We start from the raw sequence: 23,126 nt of genomic DNA on the forward strand, positions 1-23,126 counted from the left end.
CTTGGGACGATTCGCTCCATAAGGCTTGACTTGGTAGACGGTTACTCAGTCCGCCGCGAGCCGGAAACGTCCGACGAGCGCCTTCAGCGACTGCGCCTGCTCGTCCAGCGCGCGCGCCGCGGCCGCCGCCTGCTCGACGAGCGCCGCGTTCTGCTGCGTGCCGGCATCCATCTGCGTGACCGCGCGGCCGATCTCGTCGATGCCCGCGCTCTGCTCGTCCGAAGCCGCCGCGATCTCGCCGATGATGTCGGTCACGCGCTTGACCGCGCGCACGACGTCGTCCATCGTGCGGCCCGCGTCGTGTGCGAGCGCCGCACCGTTCGCGACGCGCTCGACCGACGCGCCGATCAGCGCGCGAATCTCCTTCGCCGCGGTCGCCGCGCGCTGCGCGAGCGAACGCACCTCGCCGGCCACCACGGCGAAACCGCGCCCCTGCTCGCCCGCGCGCGCGGCCTCGACGGCCGCGTTCAGCGCGAGGATGTTGGTCTGGAACGCGATGCCCTCGATCGTGCCGATGATGTCGCGGATGCTCTTCGCGCTGTCGTCGATGTCGCTCATCGTCGCGACGACGCGCCCGACCACCTCGCCGCCCGCTTCCGCGACGGCCGACGCATTCGCGGCCAGCATGCTTGCCTGCCGCGCGTTCTCCGCGTTCTGCCGCACCGTCGAGGTCAGCTGCTCCATGCTCGCCGCCGTGCGCTCGAGCGCGGCCGCCTGCTGTGCGGTGCGCTGCGACAGATCGAGGTTGCCCGTCGAGATCTCGCCGGATGCCGACGCGATCGCGTCCGCGCTGACCGCGATTTCGCCGACGGTCGCGGCCAGCCCGCGCTGCATGTCGGCGAGCGCGCGCACCATGCTGTCGCGATCGTGTCGGCCGAGCGCGATCGGCCGCGTGAGATCGCCGCGCGCGATGTCGGCCGCGATCGCCTTCGCATACGCGGGCTCGCCGCCGAGCTGTGCGGCAAGGCGGCGCACGACGCGCTCGGCGATCGCGATCGCGACGACGAACAGCGCAGCCGTCATCGCGGCGATCATCGCGAACGACGACGAGAAGATCGTCGCCGACGCATCGAGCGTCGCCTTCGACTTCGCGCCGCGCGTCTTCACGAGATCGCCGGCCTGTTTCTCGAGCTTGCCGGTCTCGACGAGCAGCGACACGTCCTGCGTGCCGACCTGCCAGTTCATCTGCGACAGGTCGAGCGGCTGCGCGCGCACCAGCGCGACGAAGTCGCGCAGATGGCCGCTCCAGGTGCCGACGGCGGACGAGAACGCGCGCAGCCGTGCGCTGTCGTCGGCGTCGGCGGGATCCGCCTCGCGCTGCAGCGTGCCGAGCGCGCGGCCGATCGACGCGAGACCCGCATCGACTTCGGCGCCGAGCTCGTCGCGCTCCTTCGCGGTGGTCGCGGTCAGCAGCATCTTCTGCGCGCGGCTCGCACGCAGCACCTCCGCGCGCACCTCCTCGGCCGCGCGGCTCGCGACGTGCCCCTGCTCGTAGACCGACGCGATCGACGCGTTCAGCCGGCTGATCTGCCAGAGCGAAAACACGCCGATCGCGACCGTGCCGATCAGCAGAACCGCGAACGCGGCGCGCAGCGTCGCCTTCACGGTCCACGGCCGGCGCTCGGTGCGCGCGGCGCGGCCGCGACGGGCGGGCCGGCGCGACGCGGCGGTCTCGGATCCGGATGCGGCGGCGGCCGCGCCCCGCTGCGGATGCAATGATGCTGCTTTCATCAATCTATCCCCGTATTGATCGTGCTGCCGGAAAGGTCGGTTCCGGCTTTACCGCGATGGTCGGTCGGCCCCGGGCCGCGTCTCGCACCGGACCGGCTCGTGGCCAGGCCGGCGCGGCGCGCCTCTGTTGTCGTTGTGTCGTTCTACGGTCGCGAGCGCCGTTCCTTGAGTCCGGACAAACGCGCATCCGGCCCGCGCGCGGCGTCGCCGCCAAGCGGCACCGCGTCGCGAGCGTTATACCCGGTCAAAAAACCGCGCAGCGGCCGATCGTCATACCAATGTCCGATTTGCGACAAAAGTTGGCCTGACATTCTCGATGCGCCACATTACACTCCTTTGACGCAACAACGATTCGAACGCGCGGATCCCCATCCAAGCGCGCCCTGCTACCTCAATTCGCTCAGCTCACATGGAAACCAGCCTCGACACGGGCACGGCCGGCGCAGCCGCCGCGGCCCAGACGTCTGCTCCGCCTGCGCCGCGCACCGTCTATCCGGTGCTCGGCGCGATCAGCTTCTCGCACATGCTCAACGACATGATCCAGTCGTTGATCCTCGCGATCTATCCGATGCTCAAGAGCCAGTTCGCGCTGTCGTTCGCGCAGATCGGGCTGATCACGCTCACCTACCAGATCACCGCGTCGCTGCTGCAGCCGCTCGTCGGCCTCTACACGGACAAGCGGCCGAAGCCGTACTCGCTGCCGGTCGGGATGGGCTTCACGCTGTCGGGCCTGCTGCTGATGTCGGTCGCGCCGAACTTCCCGATGCTGCTCGTCGCGGCCGCGCTCGTCGGCTGCGGCTCGTCGGTGTTCCATCCGGAATCGTCGCGGGTCGCGCGCATGGCGTCGGGCGGCCGGCACGGCCTCGCGCAGTCGCTGTTCCAGGTCGGCGGCAATGCGGGCTCGGCGCTCGGGCCGCTGCTCGCCGCGCTCGTGATCATTCCGCACGGCCAGCACAGCATCGCGTGGTTCTCGGCCGCCGCGCTCGTCGCGATGGTCGTGCTCACGCAGATCGGCCACTGGTACAAGAAGCATCCGTCGATGAAGAAGAAGGCGGCGGCCGCCGGCCATCCGACGCTGTCGCGCGGCCGCGTGCTCGGCGCGATCGGCGTGCTCGTGCTGCTCGTGTTCTCGAAGTATTTCTATCTGGCGAGCATCAACAGCTACTTCACGTTCTATCTGATCGACAAGTTCCATCTGTCGGTGCAGGCCGCGCAGATCCACCTGTTCGTGTTCCTCGCGGCCGTCGCGGCCGGCACGCTGATCGGCGGGCCGGTCGGCGACCGGATCGGCCGCAAGTACGTGATCTGGGTCTCGATTCTCGGCGTCGCGCCGTTCACGCTGCTGCTGCCGTACGCGAACCTGTTCTGGACCGGCGTGCTGAGCGTGATCATCGGCGTCGTGCTCGCGTCGGCGTTCGCGGCGATTCTCGTCTATGCGACCGAGCTGATGCCCGGCAAGGTCGGGATGGTCGCGGGGCTGTTCTTCGGCTTCGCGTTCGGGCTCGGCGGCGTGGGCGCGGCCGTGCTCGGCCAGCTCGCCGATGCGACCAGCATCCCGTTCGTCTACAAGGTGTGCTCGTTCCTGCCGCTGATCGGCGTGCTGACGGTGTTCCTGCCGAATCTCGAAGGCAGCCGCCGCAAGAAGGCCTGACGATGCGGCCGCCGCCCGCGCGCGGCGGCCGGGCCGATGAAAAAAACCGGAAAGAAACGACGGCGGCTTCAGGCCGACGTCGTCGCGTGCAGCGTCAGGAAACGCTTGAGGATGCCCGACGAATAGCTGCTCGCGATCGCCGACAGGAAGTGCGAGAACGACTGCGTCGCATGATCGTCGGCCGTATCGGAGATCGTGCGCACGAGCGCGAACGGCACGTCGTGCTCGGCGCACACCTGCGCGATCGCCGCGCCTTCCATCTCGACCGCGAGCGCGTCCGGCAGCGCGTCGCGCAGCGCCACGACCTCGCGCTCGCTCGACACGAAGCGGTCGCCGCTGATGATCAGGCCGCCGTGCAGCGTCGCGCCCGCGAGCCCGAAGCGCTCCGCGAACTGCGCGCCCTCTTCGGCGACGAACAACGTGCAGGCGGCCTTCAGGCGCGCGGTCAGCTCCGCGTCGGTCGCGAAGCGCGTGATGCCGAGCAGCGGCACCTCGTAGCGCGGGAACAGCGGCGACGCGTCGAGATCGTGCTGCAGCAGCGTATCGGCGACGACGACGTCGCCGACGCGCACCGCGCGCGACACGCCGCCCGCCACGCCGGTGAACACGACGCCCGACACGCCGAACACATGGATCAGCGCACTGACCGTCGCGGCGGCCGCGACCTTGCCGACGCGCGCGAGCGTGACGACGCAGGCCGCACCGTGCACAGTGCCGACGTGATAGTCGCGACGGCCGAGCGTGACCGTCTTCATCGGGCCTTCCGCGCGCATCGCGGCGATCAGGTCGCCGAGTTCCTCCGGCAGTGCGGCGAGAATACCGAGCGGGCGCGGCGCGGCGCCGGTTGCGATGTCGAGGCTCGTCATTCCACCGCCTGCAGCTTCGCCACCGCGAGCGCGAGCCATTTCTCGCCGTGCCGCTTGAACTTCACCTGCGCCTTCGCATCGGCGCCGCTGCCTTCGAGCGCGGTCACCGTCCCTTCGCCGAATTTCGTATGGAACACCTGCTGGCCGACGCGAAAGCCGACGTCGGCCGCCCGCTGCTGGTCGGCGAACGCGGGCAGCGGCGCGGACACCGCAGCGTCGACGTACTGCTCGCGCCCGGCGCCGGGCCGCGCGAACCAGTCGCGCCCCCAGCCCGCGTTGTCCGAGCGGCCGCCCCAGCGCGCACCGGCTTCGACCTTCGGCGTCAGCCACTTCAGCACGTGCTGCGGCAGTTCGTCGAAAAAGCGCGAGCGCACGTTGTAGCGCGTCTGGCCGTGCAGCATCCGGCTCTGCGCGAACGACAGATAGAGCCGCTCCTTCGCGCGCGTGATCGCGACGTACATCAGCCGACGCTCTTCCTCGAGACCGTCCGATTCGAGCACGCTGTTCTCGTGCGGGAACAGCCCTTCCTCGAGCCCGGTGATGAACACCGCCGAGAATTCGAGCCCCTTCGCCGCGTGCACGGTCATCAGCTGCACAGCGTCCTGGCCGGCCTGCGCCTGGTTGTCGCCGGCTTCGAGCGACGCGTGCGACAGAAAGCCCGCGAGCGGCGTCATCGTGTCGGGGTTCTGCGCGGGATCGTCGAGCGAGGCGGGCGCGAGCACGTCGACCGACCCATCGTCGCGGGCCGCGCCGATCTCGGGCGCGGCGATCGCGCCGGCGCGCAGCGGAATCGAGCGCGCGGGCGTGTCGAGCCCGTAGCCTTCCTCGCTGACGAACGCGGTCGCCGCGTTCACGAGTTCCTGCAAGTTCTCGAGGCGGTCCTGCCCTTCGCGCTCGCCCTGATAGAAATCGGCGAGGCCGCTCGCGCGCACGACGTATTCGACGGTCTCGGGCAGGCTCATCTGCTGCGTTTCCGCACGCATCTTCGCGATAAGGTTCGCGAACGCGCCGAGGCTCGTGCCCGCCTTGCCCGTCACGTAGGGAATCGCGGCAGCCATCGAGCAGCCGTACAGACGTGCGGCGTCGGCCAGCTGCTCGATCGAGCGCGCGCCGATCCCGCGCGTCGGGAAGTTCACGACGCGTGCAAACGCGGTGTCGTCGTTCGGATTGTCGATCAGGCGCAGATACGCGAGCGCATGCTTGACTTCCTGACGCTCGAAAAAGCGCAGGCCACCGTACACGCGATACGGGATGCCCGACGTCATCAGCGTGTGCTCGATCGCGCGCGACTGCGCGTTGCTGCGATAGAGCACCGCGATCTCGCTGCGCGACAGCCCCGTGTTGATCAGCGAACGGATCTCCTCGACGATCCAGCCGGCTTCCTGCGCATCGGTACTCGCCTCGTACACGCGCACCGGCTCGCCATGGCCCGCGTCGGTGCGCAGGTTCTTGCCGAGACGGTGTGCGTTGTTCGAGATCAGCTGGTTCGCCGCGTCGAGGATGTTGCCGTGCGACCGGTAGTTCTGCTCGAGCTTGATCAGGTTGCGTACGCGGAATTCGTCCTCGAAGTCGCGCATGTTGCCGACGTTCGCGCCGCGGAACGCGTAGATCGACTGATCGTCGTCGCCGACCGCGAAGATCGCGTTCTGTCCGCCCGCGAGCATCTTCAGCCACGCGTACTGCAGCTTGTTGGTGTCCTGGAACTCGTCGACGAGGATGTGCCGGAAGCGCGCCTGATAGTGCGCGCGCAGCGGCGCGTTGTACGCGAGCAGTTCGTAGCAGCGCAGCAGCAGTTCCGGAAAGTCGACGACGCCCTCGCGCTGGCACTGCTGGTCGTAGGCCTGATAGAGCTCGACGAACTTGCGGTTGAAGTTGTCGGACGCGTCGACCTTGTCGGGGCGCAGCCCCTGCTCCTTCGCGTTGTTGATGAAGTACTGCACGTTCTTCGGCGGATATTTCTCGTCGTCGACGTTCAGCGTCTTCATCAGCCGCTTGATCGCGGACAGCTGATCGGCCGTGTCGAGGATCTGGAAGGTCTGCGGCAGGCCCGCGTCGCGGTAGTGCGCGCGCAGCATCCGGTTGCAGAGGCCGTGGAACGTGCCGATCCACATCCCGCGCGTGTCGATCGGCATCATCGCGGAGAGCCGCGCCATCATCTCGCGCGCGGCCTTGTTCGTGAACGTGACGGCGAGCACGGTGGCCGGCGACGCGTAGCCCTGCTGGATCAGCCACGCGATGCGCGTGATCAGCACGCGGGTCTTGCCGCTGCCCGCTCCCGCGAGGATCAGCGCCGGTTCGTTCGGCAGCGTGACGGCGGCGTATTGTTCGGGGTTCAGATTGGCGAGCAGATCGGGCATGGAGCGGCAGCGGACGGGCGTGGAAAAATGCGGACCCGCCATTATAAGTCGGCCGCGCGCTGCCGTTTTCGGCCGGCGCACGTCGCGCGCGATGCGCGTCGCGGCCGGCGCGCGCGCCGGTGCGATGGCTGGCCGATGTGCATCCATTTATAATCGTCGGATTCGGCATTCAATTCACGCATTTTTCGGCAGATTTCCAACCATGAGCGACAGCACGCTTGCGAAGAGTTTCGAACCCCACACCATCGAGGCCCAATGGGGGCCGGAGTGGGAAAAACGCGGCTATGCGGCCCCGGCATTCGATCCGGCGCGCCCGGATTTCGCGATCCAGTTGCCGCCGCCGAACGTCACGGGCACGCTGCACATGGGCCACGCGTTCAACCAGACGATCATGGACGGCCTCGCGCGCTATCACCGGATGCTCGGCGAGAACACGCTGTGGGTGCCGGGCACCGACCACGCGGGGATCGCGACGCAGATCGTCGTCGAGCGCCAGCTCGACGCGCAGGGCGTGTCGCGCCATGATCTCGGCCGCGAGAAATTCGTCGAGCGCGTGTGGGAATGGAAGCAGAAATCGGGTTCGACGATCACCGGCCAGGTGCGCCGGCTCGGCGCGTCGACCGACTGGTCGCGCGAATACTTCACGATGGACGACAAGATGTCGGCCGCCGTGCGCGACGTGTTCGTCGCGCTCTACGAACAGGGACTGATCTACCGCGGCAAGCGCCTCGTGAACTGGGATCCGGTCCTGCTCACCGCCGTGTCGGATCTCGAAGTCGTCAGCGAAGAGGAAAACGGCCATCTGTGGCACATCCGCTACCCGCTCGTCGACGGCTCGGGCTCGCTGACGGTCGCGACCACGCGCCCCGAGACGATGCTCGGCGACGTCGCGGTGATGGTCCACCCGGAAGACGAGCGCTATCGCCACCTGATCGGCAAACGCGTCACGCTGCCGCTGACCGGCCGCGAGATCCCCGTGATCGCCGACGACTACGTCGATCGCGAGTTCGGCACCGGCGTCGTGAAGGTCACGCCCGCGCACGACTTCAACGATTACCAGGTCGGGCTGCGTCACGGCCTCGCGCCGATCGAGATCCTGACGCTCGACGCGAAGATCAACGACAACGCGCCCGAGCAGTATCGCGGGCTCGACCGCTTCGACGCGCGCAAGGCGATCGTCGCCGATCTCGACGCGCAGGGCTTTCTCGAATCGGTGAAGCCGCACAAGCTGATGGTGCCGCGCGGCGACCGCACGGGCGTCGTGATCGAGCCGATGCTGACCGACCAGTGGTTCGTCGCGATGACGAAGCCGGCGCCGGAAGGCACGTTCCATCCGGGCAAGTCGATCACCGAAGTGTCGCTCGACGTCGTGCGCAGCGGCCAGATCAAGTTCGTGCCGGAAAACTGGACGACCACCTATTACCAGTGGCTCGAGAACATCCAGGACTGGTGCATCTCGCGCCAGCTCTGGTGGGGCCACCAGATTCCCGCGTGGTACGGCGAGAACGGCGAAGTGTTCGTCGCGCGCAGCGAGGAAGACGCGCGCGCGAAGGCCGCCGCGCAGGGCTACACGGGCGCGCTGAAGCGCGACGAGGACGTGCTCGACACGTGGTTCTCGTCCGCGCTCGTGCCGTTCTCGTCGCTCGGCTGGCCGAACGAGACGCCGGAACTGCAGCACTTCCTGCCCTCGTCGGTGCTCGTCACGGGCTTCGACATCATCTTCTTCTGGGTCGCCCGGATGGTGATGATGACCACGCACTTCACGGGCAAGGTGCCGTTCCACACCGTGTACGTGCACGGCCTCGTGCGCGACGCGGAAGGCCAGAAGATGTCGAAGAGCAAGGGCAACACGCTCGACCCGATCGACATCGTCGACGGCATCGATCTCGAAACGCTGGTCGCGAAGCGCACGACGGGCCTGATGAATCCGAAGCAGGCCGCGACGATCGAAAAGAAGACGCGCAAGGAATTCCCGGACGGCATTCCGGCGTTCGGCACCGACGCGCTGCGCTTCACGATGGCGTCGATGGCGACGCTCGGCCGCAACGTGAACTTCGACCTCGCGCGCTGCGAGGGCTATCGCAACTTCTGCAACAAGCTCTGGAATGCGACGCGCTTCGTGCTGATGAACTGCGAAGGCCACGACTGCGGGCTCGACAAGCCGGAAGTCTGCGGCGCGGGCGACTGCGGCCCCGGCGGCTATCTCGACTTCTCGGCGGCCGACCGCTGGATCGTGTCGCTGCTGCAGCGGACCGAAGCCGACATCGCGAAGGGCTTCGCCGACTATCGTTTCGACAACGTCGCGAGCAGCATCTACAAATTCGTGTGGGACGAGTACTGCGACTGGTATCTGGAACTCGCGAAGGTGCAGATCCAGAACGGTACGCCGGAACAGCAGCGCGCGACGCGCCGCACGCTGCTGCGCGTGCTCGAAACGGTGCTGCGTCTCGCCCACCCGATCATCCCGTTCATCACCGAAGCGCTCTGGCAGAAGGTGGCGCCGCTCGCGGGCCGCTATCCGCAGGGCAAGGCCGAGGGCGAAGCGTCGCTGATGACGCAGGCCTACCCGATCGCCGAGCCGAAGAAGATCGACGAAGGGTCCGAGCAATGGGCGGCCGATCTGAAGGCGATCGTCGACGCGTGCCGCAACCTGCGCGGCGAGATGAACCTGTCGCCGGCGACGAAGGTGCCGCTGCTCGCGGCCGGCGACGCCGCGCGTCTGCATACGTTCGCACCGTACGTGCAGGCGCTCGCGCGCCTGTCCGAGGTCCGGATCCTCGCGGACGAAGCCGCGCTCGACCAGGAAGCGCACGGCGCGCCGATCGCGATCGTCGGGCCGAACAAGCTGGTACTGAAGGTGGAAATCGACATTGCGGCCGAGCGCGAGCGCCTGTCGAAGGAAATCGCGCGTCTGACGGGCGAAATCGCGAAATGCAACGCGAAACTCGGCAACGAGGCGTTCGTTGCGAAGGCGCCGCCGGCGGTGGTCGAGCAGGAACAAAAACGGCTCGCCGAGTTCCAGGGCACGCTCGAAAAGCTGCGCGCGCAGCTCGAACGGTTGCCCACGTAACAAACGGTAAGCCGGTTTGCGTTCACTATAATTCGGACGTGAACATAGACGTCTGACAAGTCGATTACATCAATAAAGGTTCGATCATGTTGAAAGTCACCAAGGCGGTATTCCCTGTTGCCGGCCTCGGCACGCGGTTCCTCCCGGCAACAAAGGCGAGCCCGAAGGAGATGCTGCCGGTCGTGGACAAGCCGCTGATCCAGTACGCGGTCGAAGAAGCGATCGCGGCCGGCATCACCGAAATGATCTTCGTGACGGGGCGCAGCAAGCGCGCGATCGAGGACCATTTCGACAAGTCCTACGAGGTCGAAGCCGAACTCGAGGCCCGCGGCAAGGAAAAACTGCTCGAGCTCGTGCGCAGCATCAAGCCGAGCCACGTCGACTGCTTCTACGTGCGCCAGCCGGAAGCGCTCGGCCTCGGCCACGCCGTGCTGTGCGCCGAAAAGCTGGTCGCGGACAACCCGTTCGCGGTGATCCTCGCGGACGACCTGCTCGACGGCAATCCGCCGGTGATGAAGCAGATGGTCGACGTGTTCGATCACTATCACAGCTCGGTGATCGGCGTCGAAGAGATCCCGCCGTCGGAGACGAAGTCCTACGGGATCGTCGACGGCAAGGAATGGGAAGACTCGATCATCAAGATGTCGGCGATCGTCGAGAAGCCGGCGCCGGACGTCGCGCCGTCGAACCTCGGCGTGGTCGGCCGCTACGTGCTGAAGCCGCGGATCTTCGATCATCTGCGCGCGCTGAAGCCGGGCGCGGGCGGCGAGCTGCAGCTCACCGACGCGATCGAGGCGCTGCTCGCCGACGAGCAGGTGCTCGCGTACAAATATCAGGGCACGCGCTACGACTGCGGCAGCAAGCTCGGCTATCTGAAGGCGACGGTCGAATTCGCGCTGCGCCATCCGGAAGTCGGCGCCGACTTCGAAACGTATCTGCGCACGCGCGACGGCGCGCAGCCGGCCGCCTGACGCGGCACCGAAGGCGCGCCGCGCGCCTTCGCCCGGCCGTTGCGGCCCGCGCGTCAGTGCGCGGGCGCCGGCTTCACCGAGACGACGCCCGGCATCGCGCCCGCGTCGTCTTTTTTCGTCTCGACGAGCCAGCCGCCGCCCGCGTCGAACGGCAGCTTCGCAAGCGCGCTCGTCACGAGCGCGGGCACCGCGTGCTGCACGCCGGGCTCGCGGTCGCGCAGCGCGGCCGACACGCGGTAGACATCCGCACCCGACTTCGCATCGACGAAACGCAGCGTCAGCACGTGGCGATACACGCGGCCCGCGAACGGCAGCGCGAACGGCGCCGGCCCGTCGACGGTCACGCACGCGCTGCTCGCGCCGCCGCACTGCTCCGCGCTCGCCGCCACCGCGGCCGGCTGCGTCGCATAGGCGATCGACAGCCGGTAGCGCGCGGCCTGCGCCGACTGCACGTCGAAGCCGCGACGCGCGAGCGCCTCGCGCACGCGCGTCTCGATCTGCCGATAGTCGGCATCGTCGGCCTGCGCGGCCGTCCGGACGATGTCGTAGCCGTGCGCGCCCGACGCAAAGCCGTCCGGCTGCCCGACCGCGCTGACGCCGGTCGTGACGCCGGCGCAACCCGTCAACAGCGACGCCGCCAGCGCGGTCGCTGCCCATTGCTTTCTCATGACTTCCCCCAATGCCTGCCGTCGTGCCCGGCCCTGTCAGGCGGACGGCTCGTCGATCGCGGGCAGCGACACCGTCACCGCGGTGCCGACGCCCACTTCGCTGTCGACCGACACGCTGCCGCCGTGGCGCGTGACGACCGTCTTCACGAATGCCATGCCGAGCCCGGAGCCCGAGATTTCGGGCCGTTCGCCCGCATGGAATCGTTTGAAACGCTCGAACAGATGTCGCTGATCTTCCGGCGCAATGCCGTACCCCTGGTCGCGAATCGTACAGAACATCCGTTTCGACGCGTGTTCGACCGTCAGCGTACACGTGATCGTCGTGTCGGACGGACTATATTTGACCGCGTTGTTCAGCACGTTGACGAACGCGCGCGTGATCAGCGAGCGGTCCGCCCTGACCCAGCACATGTCCGTGCCGACGTCGGTATCGATGCGGATGCGCTTCGCCTGCGCCTGCGGCCACACCTCGTCGCTCGCGTCGATCAGCACGTCGACGAGGCTCGTCGTCTCGAGCTGGTACGCCTGCGACTCGGCGCGCGCGAGCTGCACGAACTCGTCGGCAAGCGACAGCGCACGGTGCGCATAGCGCTCGATCCGCGCGAGCAGCGCGCGCATCGTGTCGGACTCGACGCGGTCGCGTTCGATCTCGACGAGCGCGAGAATCGACGATTGCGGCGAGCGCATGTCGTGCGACAGCAGATGCAGCGCTTCCTCGCGCTGCCGCTCGGCCGCGTGCAGCTCGGTGACGTCGACGAGGCCCGCGATCCAGCCGGTCACGTGACCCTGCGCGTTCGTACACGCTGCGTAGCGTAGCAGATGGTCGAGCCCGTCGCGATCGCGCACCTCGATGCCGCGCGCCATCACGTCGTGCTCGGCCGCGAGCGTCGGGTCGAGCGCGGCCGGCCAGCTGTCGCGGATCGCGACGTCGTGCTCCGCGTTGCCGTCGACAGTCTTCACGAAGGTCAGCTCGCCGAGCGCCGCGCGCAGCGGCCGCCCTTCCGGCAGCGGCAGCGCGAGCCGCGAGCCGTAGCGCTTGGCGGCGTGGTTCGCGATCAGCACGGTGCCGGCCAGGTCGGTCACGAAGATCGGTTCCGGCATGCTGTCGAGGCTGTCCCACACAAAGCGCTTCATGTCCTGCAGACGCTGCGCGGCCTGCGCCATCAGCGCCATCTGGCGCTCGAGCACGTCGCCGCCGACGCTGCGCGCGCGCGGCGCCTCCGGCAGCAGATGCGGTTCGTCGGCAAGGCGCTGCAGCTCGCGGCGCAGGTACGACATCGTCATCTCGAGGCGCCGCCAGTTCCAGATCGGATACACGGCGATCAGCCCGAACACGGCCGGCGCCGGCGACAGCCAGACGCGCGCCTCGAACAGCAGCGCGATGCTCGCGATCACCGCGAGCGCCGCGAGGCTCAGCGTCAGCAGCAGCGCGCGCCACGGCGACAGCATCAGGAAACCGCCGAGCAGCGCCGCGAGCGGCAAGAGCGACGCGGCGAACAGCACCGTGCGCGAGACCGGCGAAATCGCGGAGCCGGTCGTCAGCATGTCGAGCACGCTCGCGTGGATGTAGACGCCGGCGAGCGGGCCGAAATCGCCGGACACCGGCGTCGCGAAGCGGTCGTAGAGCCCCGACGCGGTCACGCCGACGACGACGATCTTGCCGCGCAGCGCATCGGGCTTCACGCGTCCTTCGAGCACATCGTCGAACGACAGCGTCGGATACGCGGGCGTATTGCGGCTGAACGGAATCAGATAGCGGCCTTCGCCGGTCGCGTCGCGCGACAGGTCATGCGCGCGCGGGCTCGGCGCGCCGCCGGCCGGATGCAGCGTGCCGGCCCTGATCGCGCGATAGACGGGCACCATCAGCTGCGGCCAGCGCGTGCGGCCGTCGTCCTCGAACAGCGCGACGCTGCGCACGATGCCGTCCGGATCGACTTCGAGATTGATATGCCCGAGCCCCATCGCGCGCGCGGCGAGCGCCGCGACCGGCGGATCGAGCGCGCGCTTGCCGTCCAGCTCGGGACTCAGCAGCACCGGCAGGAAGGTCGGCACGCGCGCCATCGCGTCGGCGAACGCGCGATCGTCGGGAGACGGCTCGGTAAACAGCACGTCGTAGACCACGGCCGCCGGCTGCGCGCGCGCGAGCGTATCGAGCAGCCGCGCGTGCACGTTGCGCGACCACGGCCAGCGGCCGAGCGCGGACACGCTCTGGTTGTCGATGTCGACGACGACGACGTCCGGCGACAGCGGCAGGCTGCGCAGCATCAGCAGCCGATCGTAGATCAGCCCGTCGACACTCGACGACGCGCGGCCGAGCGCACATGCGCAGATCACCGCGATCCCGAGGCACCCGATCGCGATCCATTCGAGCAGGAAGCGGCGCCCGAGCTGCCGCCGCGGAGAAACGGAATCGGCTTTCATCTGCCGCGCATCAACGCGACAACGTAAACGCACCGACCGGGCTCGTCTTCTCGTAGAACTTGCCGCCCGAGAACTCCTCGACCGTCACGGCCCAGAAATACTCGCCCGGCGGCAGATGCGCGATGGTGATCCGGCGCGCCGGCAGCCCGACTTGATCGACGACCGGTGCGCTCAGGTCCTTCGAGCGCGACAGCACGAACCGGTAGCGCGCGCCGTCGCCGGCGCCGTTGGCCGACCAGCGGAACACGTAGCCGCCCTCGCCGGGCGTCGCGGTCGCATCGAGGCCCATCAGCCGGCGCTCGAACGCATAGGTGCGCGGCAGGCCCTCGAGGCCGTTTTCGTCGATCGCCGCGATCCGCACGAAATACGTGCCGTTCGGCACGTCGCGAAATACCGCGCGCGGCCCGTCGCTGCGCGTTTCGCGGAACAGCTCGAGCATGCCCGCGTCGCGCGCGAGCTGCACGTGATAGGCGCGTGCCTGCGCGAGCGGCGCGAGCTCGAACGCGACGTCCGCGTCGTCCTGCACCTTCTCGGGATGTGCGAGCGCCGGTGCCGGCAGCAGCTGAATCGGCGCGCCGACCGCGCCGGACGCGCTCGCGACGCTGCCAAAGTTCGCATGCACGAGCGTTGCGCCGGCCGGACGCCGGCTGCCTGCGACGCCGACCGTGCCGTCCAGCACCTCGACGCGCGTCGCCGCCCTGCCGGCGGCATCGTAATTCACGCGAAAGCGCGTGCCGCGCACGCCGGCGACGACCGACGGCGAGCGGATCTGGAAACGGTCGTCGCGCTTCTTCAGGTGCGTGACGTCGCTGTCGACCGAGCCGCGCGTCAGTTCGAACTGACGGTCGAGCGTGCCGGTCAGCACGGTCCGGCGCAGCGTCTTCAGGTCGAGCTGGCTGTCCGGCGGCAGGCTCATGTGCGTGCCGTCGGCAAGCTCGAGCGTCAGGAAACCGTTCGCGCCGGTGCGCACGCGGTCGCCCTCGGTGACCGTCGCGTCGGCGGCAAGCGGCGCGTATGGCGCATTGCCGGTCGCGCGCTCGGCGGTGCCCTGCACCGCGACGACGCGCGCGGAGAGCCGCTCCTTGCGCAGCCGCGCGACGGGCAGCTTCAGCGCGATGCCCGGTTGCAGATGCTTCGGCTCCGGCACGTGGTTCAGTTGCTGCAGCAACTGCCAGTCGTCGACGCCTTGCAGATAGCGCGCGGCGATGTCGTACAGCGTATCGCCGGCCTGCGTGCGGTATGCGATCGTCTTGCCCGCCGTGGCGGGCGGCTGGGCCGCGGCATGCTGCGCCGAGACCGCGACCGCGAACGCGACCGCACAGGCCGCGCGCAGGCCCGCGGTACGCAGCATGGCGGCGCGCTGCGTGATGGCCGTCGTCACTCCGGTTCTCCCTGGCCGACGCGCTCGAGCCGGTAGCCGTAGCCGTAGATGGGCGCGAGCCGGTAGCCGTTTTCGGGCCGCAGGCCGAGCTTCGTGCGCAGCATCGAGATGTGCGTGTCCATCGTGCGCGACGGAATGTCGGTCGCCTGCTTCCACACGAGATCGAGGATGTGCGCGCGCGACAGCGGCCGGTCGAGATGCTGGAACAGCAGCAGCGCGAGCTCGAATTCCTTCTGCGTGAGGCTCACGGCCTTGTCGCCGACGTACGCCTGCTTCAGGTTCACGTCGAAGCGGAACTGGTCGAACTCGCGAACGGTCGCCTCCGCGTTGACCGGATACGCGCGGCGCAGCAGCGAGCCGATGCGCGCGCGCAGGATCGGACCGGACACGGGCTTGACGACGTAGTCGTCGGCGCCGGCGTTCAGGATCTGCGTGATCCCGGCCTCGTCGTCGCGGCTCGTCATGAAGATGATCGGCAGGCTGTGCTCGGTCTGATTGGCGCGCACCCACTTCAGCACTTCCTCGCCCGACATGTCCGGCACGTTCCAGTCGAGGACCAGCAGATCGAACGTCTCGCGCTGCAGACGCTTCTTCAGGGCCTTGCCTTCCTTGAACGCGTAGCACGTGTGGCCGGCGGCCGTCAGCGTTTGACTGACGAAATCCGTCTGGGCCGGATCGTCATCCAGTACAGCAATTCTCATAGCACCCCGCAAATCGAAAGCGATTCGTCCAGTTCAGCTCCCCGCTCCTGCCGCTGCCGCATCGGCTGCGGCACGGCCCCGATACCGGCCCTCGAGCCGCCGGTCGCCGCCGCGCAACGGATGCGACACGGTTGCCCCGGCAACATATCTCAAAAACGGGGCACGGACGAACCGGCGATTTCAGCATAGTAGTATGAAATTCGCCAGGGAATTGCGTGGACTACGGCTCATTCTTCGAATAATCGTCGTTGTCGCGCGATCGCCGCGGCCCCGGCCGCGACGGCACCGGTTCCGCGTTACACCCAGTCGTCGGCCGGCGCGTGCTGCGCGAGCATCCGCTGCAGCTGGCCGCGCACCTCTTCCCACGCGGCGGCCGCATAGTCGGGCCGGTTCGCCGCCCAGGCGTGCGCGAGATCGAACACGCGTTCGACGGTCGCGCTGCAATACGTGACGGCCGGCGCGTCGTGCTGCGCGGCGTCGCGCAGCCGCTCGCCGAGCCATTCGGCCAGCCACGGCATCTCGGCCGCCGCCGAATCGGCATAGGCCTCGAGTGCGGCCCGCGCATGGCGGTCCTGCTGCGGATCCAGCTCGACGCGGCTCGATGCCGGCGTGCAGGCGGATGCAATGCAATCCCTTGTGGACGGACTTCGTCGGGTCCCTGGTCTGAAGGACATGTCCTCTCCCCCGTTTATACGACGGTCGCGTCGGGCCTGGCCCCCGTGCCTGCCTCTTCGACGTACCGTGGCCGGCGCGCCCGAACAGCACGGACGACCGGACGGGCCAGTATACGCAGCCGCCGGCAAACGGAGGTTTAAGAATTGTCAGACTGGCGCGGAGCGGAACCGTGCGGGACAGGGCCGAAGCGGCCCCCGGCACGGCGCGCAGCGACGCGCCGAGGCGCGTTTGCGTCGTTGCGGGGCACCGCGGGGCGTGATGTGGCGAGGTGTGGCGTGGGCGTGGCGTCGCGTCAGCGGCGACGCATCAGGAACACGAAGGTCTTGTCCTGCGTCGTCGATTCGACGATTTCGTTGCCGGTCTGCTTCGCGAACGCGGCAAAGTCGCGCTGCGAGCCCGGATCGGTCGCGAGCACCTTCAGGATTTGCCCGCTCTCCATATCGGCGAGCGCTTTCTTCGCGCGCAGGATCGGCAACGGGCAATTGAGCCCGCGCGCGTCCACTTCCTTGTGAATCTGCATCGGCTGTCGACCTTCGAATGGCGCGCCGCACCGGGCGCGGGAGGAAGCCGCGATTTTACCGCAGCGCCGCCTCGCGCGCCGGGCGGCCCGACGCCGCCGTCGCAGGCCCCGTCGCGAGGCCGTCGCGGGAGGCCGTTGCGGGGCCGGTGCTGGCCCGTCATGCGCCCGAGAAACCGCCCGCCAGCCGCTCGCGCAGATGGCGCACGAGCGCGCGCACGGCGCTCGGCACGACCGCGCTGTACGGCCGGATCGCGAAGATGTGGTCGCCGAACGCGCCGGACGGCCGCCACGCGTCGAGCAGCGACACGAGCCGACCCGCATCGAGATCGCGCCGCGCACTGAAATCGGGCAGCAGCGCGATGCCGAGCCCGCCGAGCGCGGCCTCGCGCATCGCCTCGCTGTTGTTCGCCGCGAAGCTGCCGCGCACCGGCACGCTGACGCGCTCGCGCCGCCTGCCCTGCAGCTCGAAGCTCCACGCGGCGGGCTCGTTGTCGCGCAGATAGCAGAGGCAGCTGTGGTCGACGAGTTCGCGCGGATGGCGCGGCGCGCCGCGCGCGTCGAGATAGTCGCGGCTGGCGACGAGCAGCGAGCGCGTATCGCAGAGCTTCCATGCGACATGCGTTTGCGGCGCGGTCGTCGTATGGCGGATCGCGAGATCGAAGCCTTCCTGCGTCAGCGAATGCAGCCGGTCCGACAGGTCGAGCTCGAGATGCACGCCCGGATGCGCGCGCAGGAAATCCGGCAGATGCGGGACGATCTGCTGGCGGCCGAGCGCGACCGGCGCCGTCACGCGCACGAGCCCGCGCGGCTCGCCGGCGAGCTCCTTCACGCGCGCGAAATGCTGGCCGATCGACTCGAACGCGTCGCGCGTGCTGTCGACGAGCGTCTGGCCCGCGTCGGTGAGCCGCACGCTGCGCGTCGTGCGGCGCACGAGCGGCACGCCGGCCGCCTTTTCGAGATCGGCGATGCGCTGACTCATCGCGGCCTTGCTGATCCCGAGCCGCTGCGCGGCGGCCGTGAAGCTGCCTGCGGCGGCCAGCACCGTCAGCGAATGGATGTGCGGCCAGAGCGCCTGGACATTTTGCTGATTCATCCGCCGATTATTCAGAATTGTGAACAGTGAATCAAGCTGCGCGGCCTTCTCCGGCCCGCCGCGTTTGCCTAGACTGGGGCCTTCCCTTCCCCCGAATCTTCAGGAGACACGATGAACCCGGTTCCCGCGTACACGTCCGATGCCGACGTCGGCCACTACCTCGACGGCGCGCCTGTGGCCGGCCGCAGCGGCCGCTTCCAGGACGTCTTCAATCCGGCGCTCGGCCGCGCGGTGCGCCGCGTCGCGCTGGCCGACGACGGCGAAGTGCAGCGGGCCGTCGCGTCGGCCGCCGCGGCGTTTCCGGACTGGGCCGCGACGCCGCCGATTCGCCGCGCGCGCGTGCTGCACCGCTTCCTGCAGCTCATGAACGAGCACCGCGACGCGCTCGCGGCGATCATCACCGCCGAGCACGGCAAGGTGTTCTCCGACGCGCAGGGCGAAGTCGCGCGCGGCATCGACATCGTCGAATTCGCGTGCGGCATTCCGCAACTGCTGAAGGGCGACTACACCGACCAGGTCAGCACCGGCATCGACAACTGGACGATGCGTCAGCCGCTCGGCGTCGTCGCCGGCATCACGCCGTTCAACTTCCCGTGCATGGTGCCGTGCTGGATGTTCCCGGTCGCGATCGCGACGGGCAACACGTTCGTGCTGAAGCCGAGCGAGCGCGACCCGTCGGCCGCGCTCTACATCGCCGACCTGCTCACGCAGGCCGGGCTGCCGCCCGGCGTGTTCAACGTCGTGCAGGGCGACAAGGGCGCCGTCGACGCGCTGCTCGATCATCCCGACGTGCAGGCCGTCAGCTTCGTCGGCTCGACGCCGATCGCCGCGTACGTGCAGCAGCGCGCGGTACAGTCGGGCAAGCGCGTGCAGGCGCTCGGCGGTGCGAAGAACCACCTCGTCGTGATGCCGGACGCGAACCTCGAGCAGGCCGTCGACGCACTGATCGGCGCCGCGTACGGCTCGGCCGGCGAGCGCTGCATGGCGATCAGCGTCGCGGTGCTGGTCGGCGACGTCGCCGAGCGGATCGTGCCGGCCGTCGCCGAGCGCGCGCGCAAGCTCGTGATCGGCGACGGGATGTCGCCGGAAGTCGAGATGGGCCCGATCGTCACGGGCGAGGCGCTCAAGCGCATCGAAAGCTATATCGAGCTCGGCGTGCAGGAAGGCGCGCAACTGGTCGTCGACGGCCGCGGGCTGCGCGTGCCGGGCCGCGAGCAAGGCTTCTTCACCGGCGGCACGCTGTTCGATCACGTGACGCCCGACATGCGGATCTACAAGGAAGAGATCTTCGGGCCGGTGCTCGGCTGCGTGCGCGTGAAGGACTTCGGCGAAGCGGTCGACCTGATCAACGCGCACGAGTTCGGCAACGGCGTGTCGTGCTTCACGAGCGACGGCGGCATCGCGCGCGAGTTCGCGCGGCGCATCCAGGTCGGCATGGTCGGCATCAACGTGCCGATTCCGGTGCCGATGGCGTGGCATGGCTTCGGCGGCTGGAAGAAGAGCCTGTTCGGCGACATGCATGCGTACGGCGAGGAAGGCGTGCGCTTCTATACGCGGCAGAAGTCGGTGATGCAGCGCTGGTCGTCGAGCATCGGCAAGGGCGCCGAATTCGCGATGCCGACCGCGAAGTGACCACGGCGGCGCGCCGCCCCTCGGCGGGCGGTGCGCCGAGGCCGGCGCGGCGTCAACCGGCCTTCGAGCCGTGCGCGCCGTCGGCGCTCGGCAGGTACGACAGCTCGAGCCGATACGCGAGCGCGACGAACAGGCTCTGCGCGAGGCCCATCGACGCCGTCAGCGCGCGGAAGCCGAACGTCGCGCTTTCCTGCACCATCAGCGTCACCTCGGCTTCGCGCGCGATCGGGCTCATCCGGCTGTCGGTGATCGCGATCAATCGCGCGCCGCGCTGCACGGCCTGCTGCGCGACCTGCACCGTCTCTTCCGCATACGGCATGAACGAGATCACGATCATCACGTCGCCGTCGCGCACCGAGCGGATCTGGCCGAGATGCATGCTGCCGAGCGCGCTGAACAGCCCGATGCGCTTGTCGGTATGCTGCAGCGCATAGTCGAGATACACGGCGATCGGAAACGCGCGGCGCGAGCCGGCGATCCAGATCGCCTGCGTGTCGGCGAGCAGATCGACGGCCTGCGCGAGCGCCGCCGGGTCGAGCGTCTGCCGCAACTGCTGCATGCCCGCAATGCTGCCCTTGATGAACTCGTCGGCGATCTGCTCGGGCTGCAGGCTCGACGAACCCGATTCGATCACGTCGCGCAGCCGCAGGCTGTAGGCGCGGCCCGGCGCAATCTGCTGCGCGAGCCCTTCGCGGAACAGCCGCTGCATCTCGGAGAAACCCGAAAAACCGAAGTGCTTCGCGAAGCGCACGACGGCCGACGGCTGCACGCCGCACGCCTCGGCGAGCGACTGGATCCCTTCGAGGCCCAGCTGATCCCGGTGCGTTTCGACGTGCCGCGCAATGACCTTCAGGCGGTTGCTGAGGCCGTCGTATTCCTGCGTCAGACGCTGCAGGAACTGTTCGACGGTGGCGGGAGGTTTCTCGGACGAAGTCATCGGATGGCGCGAAATGGACGGCCCCGATACGCGAACGCGGCTCGGGACACCGCATGAACACATGCATGAAGGGCGAATTTAAACACGTTTGCGGCGCGGCTCGCGCCGCCTGCTCGCTCCCACGCGCTCGATCATCACTGGCCTGCACACCGCGGCGATACCGGAACGATTCTCCACCGGCGTCGCGGCCGCGTAAAGCTTAGGGCGTGCACCGACGGCGGCGGCCGGCGCCGCGCGGCGCGCAACTCAGCGGTAGTCGACCCACACGCCGCCCGCGTCGGCCGAGCGCACGCAGTTCTCGACCCAGCGCACGCCCTCGACGCCGGCGTGGACATCGGGAAAGCGGATGCCCCTGAGCGCGTCGGCGTCGCCGCGATCGGCCGCGTCCATCGCAAGCGCGAAACGCGCATACAGATTCGACCATGCGTCGAACAGCCCTTCCGGATGGCCGGCGCCGATCCGGTCCTCGCGCAATGCGTGCGGATGCAGGTACGGCATGCCGCGATCGAGCACCTGCGCGGGCTGCCCCTGCACCTCGTAGCGCAACTGGTTCGGATGCTCGTCCCACCATTCGACGCTCGCCTTCGAGCCGATCACGCGCACCTTCTGCCCGTGCATCGAGCCGGCGTTCACCGCGCTCGACCACACGTAGCCGATCGCGCCCGTGTCGTATTCCATGATCGTGAACGCGTTGTCCTCGAGCGGCGCGCGGCTCTTCACGAAGCTCTGCCGCGAGCACATCAGCCGGCGGATCTTCAGCCACGGCACCATGACCTCGGCGATGTAGAGCGGATGCGTGCCGATGTCGCCGAGCACGTAGCTCGGCCCCGCGAACTTCGGATCGACGCGCCAGCGCGCGGCCGCGCTCTCGGCTTCGACGCCCTCGCTGTGAAAGCCGTGCGCGAACTGCATCTGCACGATGCGGATCTCGCCGAGATCGCCGCGCGCGATCATCTCGCGCGCCTGCTCGATCATCTGGTGGCCCGAATAGCCGTACGCGACGCCGACGATCCGGTTCTTCTCGACGGCCAGCCGCTGCAGCGCCTCGGCCTCCTGCGTCGTGAAGCAGAGCGGCTTCTCGCAGACCACGTGCAGCCCCGCGTTCAACGCCGCGCGGCAGATTTCGAAGTGCGTGTTGTTCGGCGTCGCGATCGAGACCGCGCGGATGCCGTCCTCGCGCTTCGCTTCGGCGTCGAACATCGTCTGATAGTCGGGATAGCAGCGTTCGGCATCGACGCCGAGCTTCACGCCGAACTGCCGCCCGCGCTCGGGATCGAGGTCGAATGCGCCGGCGACGAGCCGGAAGCTGCCGTCGCGCAGCGCGGCCGAGCGGTGGCTGTAGCCGATTTGGCTGCCGAGGCCGCCGCCGACCATCGCCCAGGGAATCGAATGTCCAAGCAGAATCTGTCCGTCGATCATGATGTTCGTGGTCCTCAGTGCTTATCCGGGTATTCCGTATTCAGCGGTTCGATTTCGGTATTCGCGCAGTCGCGCGGTGCGTCGTTCAGGCGAACCCGGCCGATGCGAGAAACGCGCGGCTCGCCGCGACGTCGCGCAGGCTCGTGCCCACGTTGCGCGGATCGCGCTCCTGTTCGATCGTGATGTAGCCGGCGTAGCCGATGTCGTCGAGCGTGCGCTTGATCGCGCGGTAGTCGAGCACGCCGCGGCCGATCGGACACATCACGCCGCGCGCGCATGCCTCGAAGAAGCGGATCCGCTCGTTCATCACGGCGTCGTATACGGCCGCGTCGATATCCTTGAAGTGCACGTAATCGAGCCGCGCCGCATGGCGGCGCAGCCATTCGCTCGGGTCCATGCCCGAGTAGTAGAGGTGGCCCGTATCGAGGCAGAGGCCCGCGGTGTCGGCCGGTATGTCGGCGACGATCCGGTCGATCTCGTCCGCGAATTCGATATAGCCGCCCGCGTGCGGATGAATCACCGCACGCACGCCGAACGCGTCGCGCGCGAGCGTCGCGATCTGCCGGATGTGGTCGACCATCGCGGCCCAGTCCTCCTTCTGCAGCCGCGGTGCGCGATCGCCGTGACCGGCCGCATAGTCGCGTTCGTCGTGGCCCCAGTCCATCACGACGAGATACGGCGCCGCATAACGCTGCCCGCGCTGCGTCGGCAGCTTCGGCAACTGCGTGATCAGCATGCAGATGTCGCGCGTCTGGCGCAGCAGGTTCGGCAGATTCGCGGGCGACACGAGATCGTCGAAGATCGTGCCGGCCGTGATGCTCAGCCGCTGCTGTTCGAGCTCCGCGCGCACGACGTCGAGCGCGAGCGGGATGTAGCCGTACGGGCCCAGCTCGATGCCCGAATACCCGGCCGCCGACGCCTCGGCGAGCACGTGCCGCCACGGCGGCAAGTGCGGGTTGCTCACGTCGTCGACGCCCCAGCAGCACGGCGCGCAGCCGATCTTCATCGTCATGTCGGTCGATTCCCGGAAGCG

17 protein-coding genes are annotated in these 23,126 nt (G+C 68.6%); 4 read left to right on the forward strand and 13 right to left on the reverse strand.

Annotation, left to right across the window (positions count from 1 at the left end):
* Nucleotides 1-45 precede the first annotated feature (45 nt).
* Nucleotides 46-1,731, reverse strand: coding sequence for a methyl-accepting chemotaxis protein (locus tag ACSHSS_RS13525; protein ID WP_445545082.1), 1,686 nt, complete (start codon nucleotides 1,729-1,731; stop codon nucleotides 46-48).
* 409 nt (nucleotides 1,732-2,140) lie between these two features.
* Here ACSHSS_RS13525 and ACSHSS_RS13530 point away from each other — a divergent pair, with 409 nt between their 5' ends.
* On the forward strand, nucleotides 2,141-3,382 hold the full coding sequence (locus ACSHSS_RS13530; RefSeq protein WP_006402111.1) for an MFS transporter: 1,242 nt from the start codon (nucleotides 2,141-2,143) through the stop codon (nucleotides 3,380-3,382).
* 68 nt (nucleotides 3,383-3,450) lie between these two features.
* Here the strand turns inward: ACSHSS_RS13530 and ACSHSS_RS13535 are convergent, their stop codons facing one another.
* The gene (locus ACSHSS_RS13535) at nucleotides 3,451-4,248 is read right to left on the reverse strand and encodes a 5'-methylthioadenosine/adenosylhomocysteine nucleosidase (RefSeq protein WP_445545083.1); all 798 of its coding nucleotides are present in this window, start codon (nucleotides 4,246-4,248) and stop codon (nucleotides 3,451-3,453) included.
* Nucleotides 4,245-6,605: a UvrD-helicase domain-containing protein gene (locus ACSHSS_RS13540; RefSeq protein WP_217060696.1), complete on the reverse strand. Its 2,361-nt coding sequence runs from the start codon at nucleotides 6,603-6,605 to the stop codon at nucleotides 4,245-4,247. The genes ACSHSS_RS13535 and ACSHSS_RS13540 overlap by 4 nt, the downstream gene beginning before the upstream one ends.
* A 202-nt stretch (nucleotides 6,606-6,807) precedes the next feature.
* Here ACSHSS_RS13540 and ACSHSS_RS13545 point away from each other — a divergent pair, with 202 nt between their 5' ends.
* Together ACSHSS_RS13545 and galU are read left to right on the forward strand one after the other, a co-directional pair.
* Nucleotides 6,808-9,675, forward strand: a complete 2,868-nt coding sequence (locus tag ACSHSS_RS13545) for a valine--tRNA ligase (RefSeq protein WP_445545084.1) — start codon at nucleotides 6,808-6,810, stop codon at nucleotides 9,673-9,675.
* Nucleotides 9,676-9,761: 86 nt separating this feature from the next.
* Nucleotides 9,762-10,646: a UTP--glucose-1-phosphate uridylyltransferase GalU gene (galU, locus tag ACSHSS_RS13550; RefSeq protein ID WP_006402116.1), complete on the forward strand. Its 885-nt coding sequence runs from the start codon at nucleotides 9,762-9,764 to the stop codon at nucleotides 10,644-10,646.
* A 53-nt stretch (nucleotides 10,647-10,699) separates the two neighbouring features.
* Here the strand turns inward: galU and ACSHSS_RS13555 are convergent, their stop codons facing one another.
* From ACSHSS_RS13555 to ACSHSS_RS13585, 7 genes are all read right to left on the reverse strand, one after another.
* Nucleotides 10,700-11,314, reverse strand: coding sequence for a DUF4136 domain-containing protein (locus ACSHSS_RS13555; RefSeq protein ID WP_445545085.1), 615 nt, complete (start codon nucleotides 11,312-11,314; stop codon nucleotides 10,700-10,702).
* A 36-nt stretch (nucleotides 11,315-11,350) separates the two neighbouring features.
* The gene (locus tag ACSHSS_RS13560; RefSeq protein ID WP_445545086.1) at nucleotides 11,351-13,735 is read right to left on the reverse strand and encodes a CHASE2 domain-containing protein; all 2,385 of its coding nucleotides are present in this window, start codon (nucleotides 13,733-13,735) and stop codon (nucleotides 11,351-11,353) included.
* Between the two features lie 10 nt (nucleotides 13,736-13,745).
* Nucleotides 13,746-15,116 carry a FecR domain-containing protein gene (locus tag ACSHSS_RS13565; RefSeq protein ID WP_445545087.1) on the reverse strand — a complete coding sequence of 457 codons (1,371 nt, stop codon included), beginning with the start codon at nucleotides 15,114-15,116 and terminating at the stop codon, nucleotides 13,746-13,748.
* Nucleotides 15,113-15,817 (reverse strand): response regulator transcription factor, encoded by a 705-nt coding sequence (locus ACSHSS_RS13570; RefSeq protein WP_006402120.1) that lies wholly within the window; start codon nucleotides 15,815-15,817, stop codon nucleotides 15,113-15,115. The genes ACSHSS_RS13565 and ACSHSS_RS13570 overlap by 4 nt, the downstream gene beginning before the upstream one ends.
* Nucleotides 15,818-16,113: 296 nt before the next feature.
* Nucleotides 16,114-16,491 carry a hypothetical protein gene (locus ACSHSS_RS13575; RefSeq protein WP_039224728.1) on the reverse strand — a complete coding sequence of 126 codons (378 nt, stop codon included), beginning with the start codon at nucleotides 16,489-16,491 and terminating at the stop codon, nucleotides 16,114-16,116.
* A gap of 293 nt (nucleotides 16,492-16,784) precedes the next feature.
* The gene (locus ACSHSS_RS13580) at nucleotides 16,785-17,012 is read right to left on the reverse strand and encodes a sulfurtransferase TusA family protein (protein WP_006402122.1); all 228 of its coding nucleotides are present in this window, start codon (nucleotides 17,010-17,012) and stop codon (nucleotides 16,785-16,787) included.
* 157 nt (nucleotides 17,013-17,169) lie between these two features.
* The gene (locus ACSHSS_RS13585) at nucleotides 17,170-18,105 is read right to left on the reverse strand and encodes a LysR substrate-binding domain-containing protein (RefSeq protein ID WP_445545088.1); all 936 of its coding nucleotides are present in this window, start codon (nucleotides 18,103-18,105) and stop codon (nucleotides 17,170-17,172) included.
* Nucleotides 18,106-18,216: 111 nt separating this feature from the next.
* Between ACSHSS_RS13585 and ACSHSS_RS13590 the strand changes: the two genes are divergently transcribed.
* Complete coding sequence (locus ACSHSS_RS13590) at nucleotides 18,217-19,737, forward strand: CoA-acylating methylmalonate-semialdehyde dehydrogenase (protein ID WP_012213571.1); 1,521 nt, start codon at nucleotides 18,217-18,219, stop codon at nucleotides 19,735-19,737.
* A gap of 52 nt (nucleotides 19,738-19,789) precedes the next feature.
* Here ACSHSS_RS13590 and ACSHSS_RS13595 read toward each other — a convergent pair whose 3' ends face one another.
* The 3 genes from ACSHSS_RS13595 to ACSHSS_RS13605 all read right to left on the reverse strand — a co-directional run bounded on the left by ACSHSS_RS13595 (nucleotide 19,790) and on the right by ACSHSS_RS13605 (nucleotide 23,105).
* Nucleotides 19,790-20,674, reverse strand: a complete 885-nt coding sequence (locus ACSHSS_RS13595; RefSeq protein ID WP_006402125.1) for a MurR/RpiR family transcriptional regulator — start codon at nucleotides 20,672-20,674, stop codon at nucleotides 19,790-19,792.
* Nucleotides 20,675-20,920: 246 nt separating this feature from the next.
* Complete coding sequence (locus ACSHSS_RS13600) at nucleotides 20,921-22,093, reverse strand: Gfo/Idh/MocA family protein (RefSeq protein WP_176035548.1); 1,173 nt, start codon at nucleotides 22,091-22,093, stop codon at nucleotides 20,921-20,923.
* 85 nt (nucleotides 22,094-22,178) lie between these two features.
* On the reverse strand, nucleotides 22,179-23,105 hold the full coding sequence (locus ACSHSS_RS13605; protein ID WP_445545089.1) for a TIM barrel protein: 927 nt from the start codon (nucleotides 23,103-23,105) through the stop codon (nucleotides 22,179-22,181).
* Between the last annotated feature and the right edge of the window lie 21 nt (nucleotides 23,106-23,126).

The organism is Burkholderia sp. BC1, assembly GCF_052683555.1.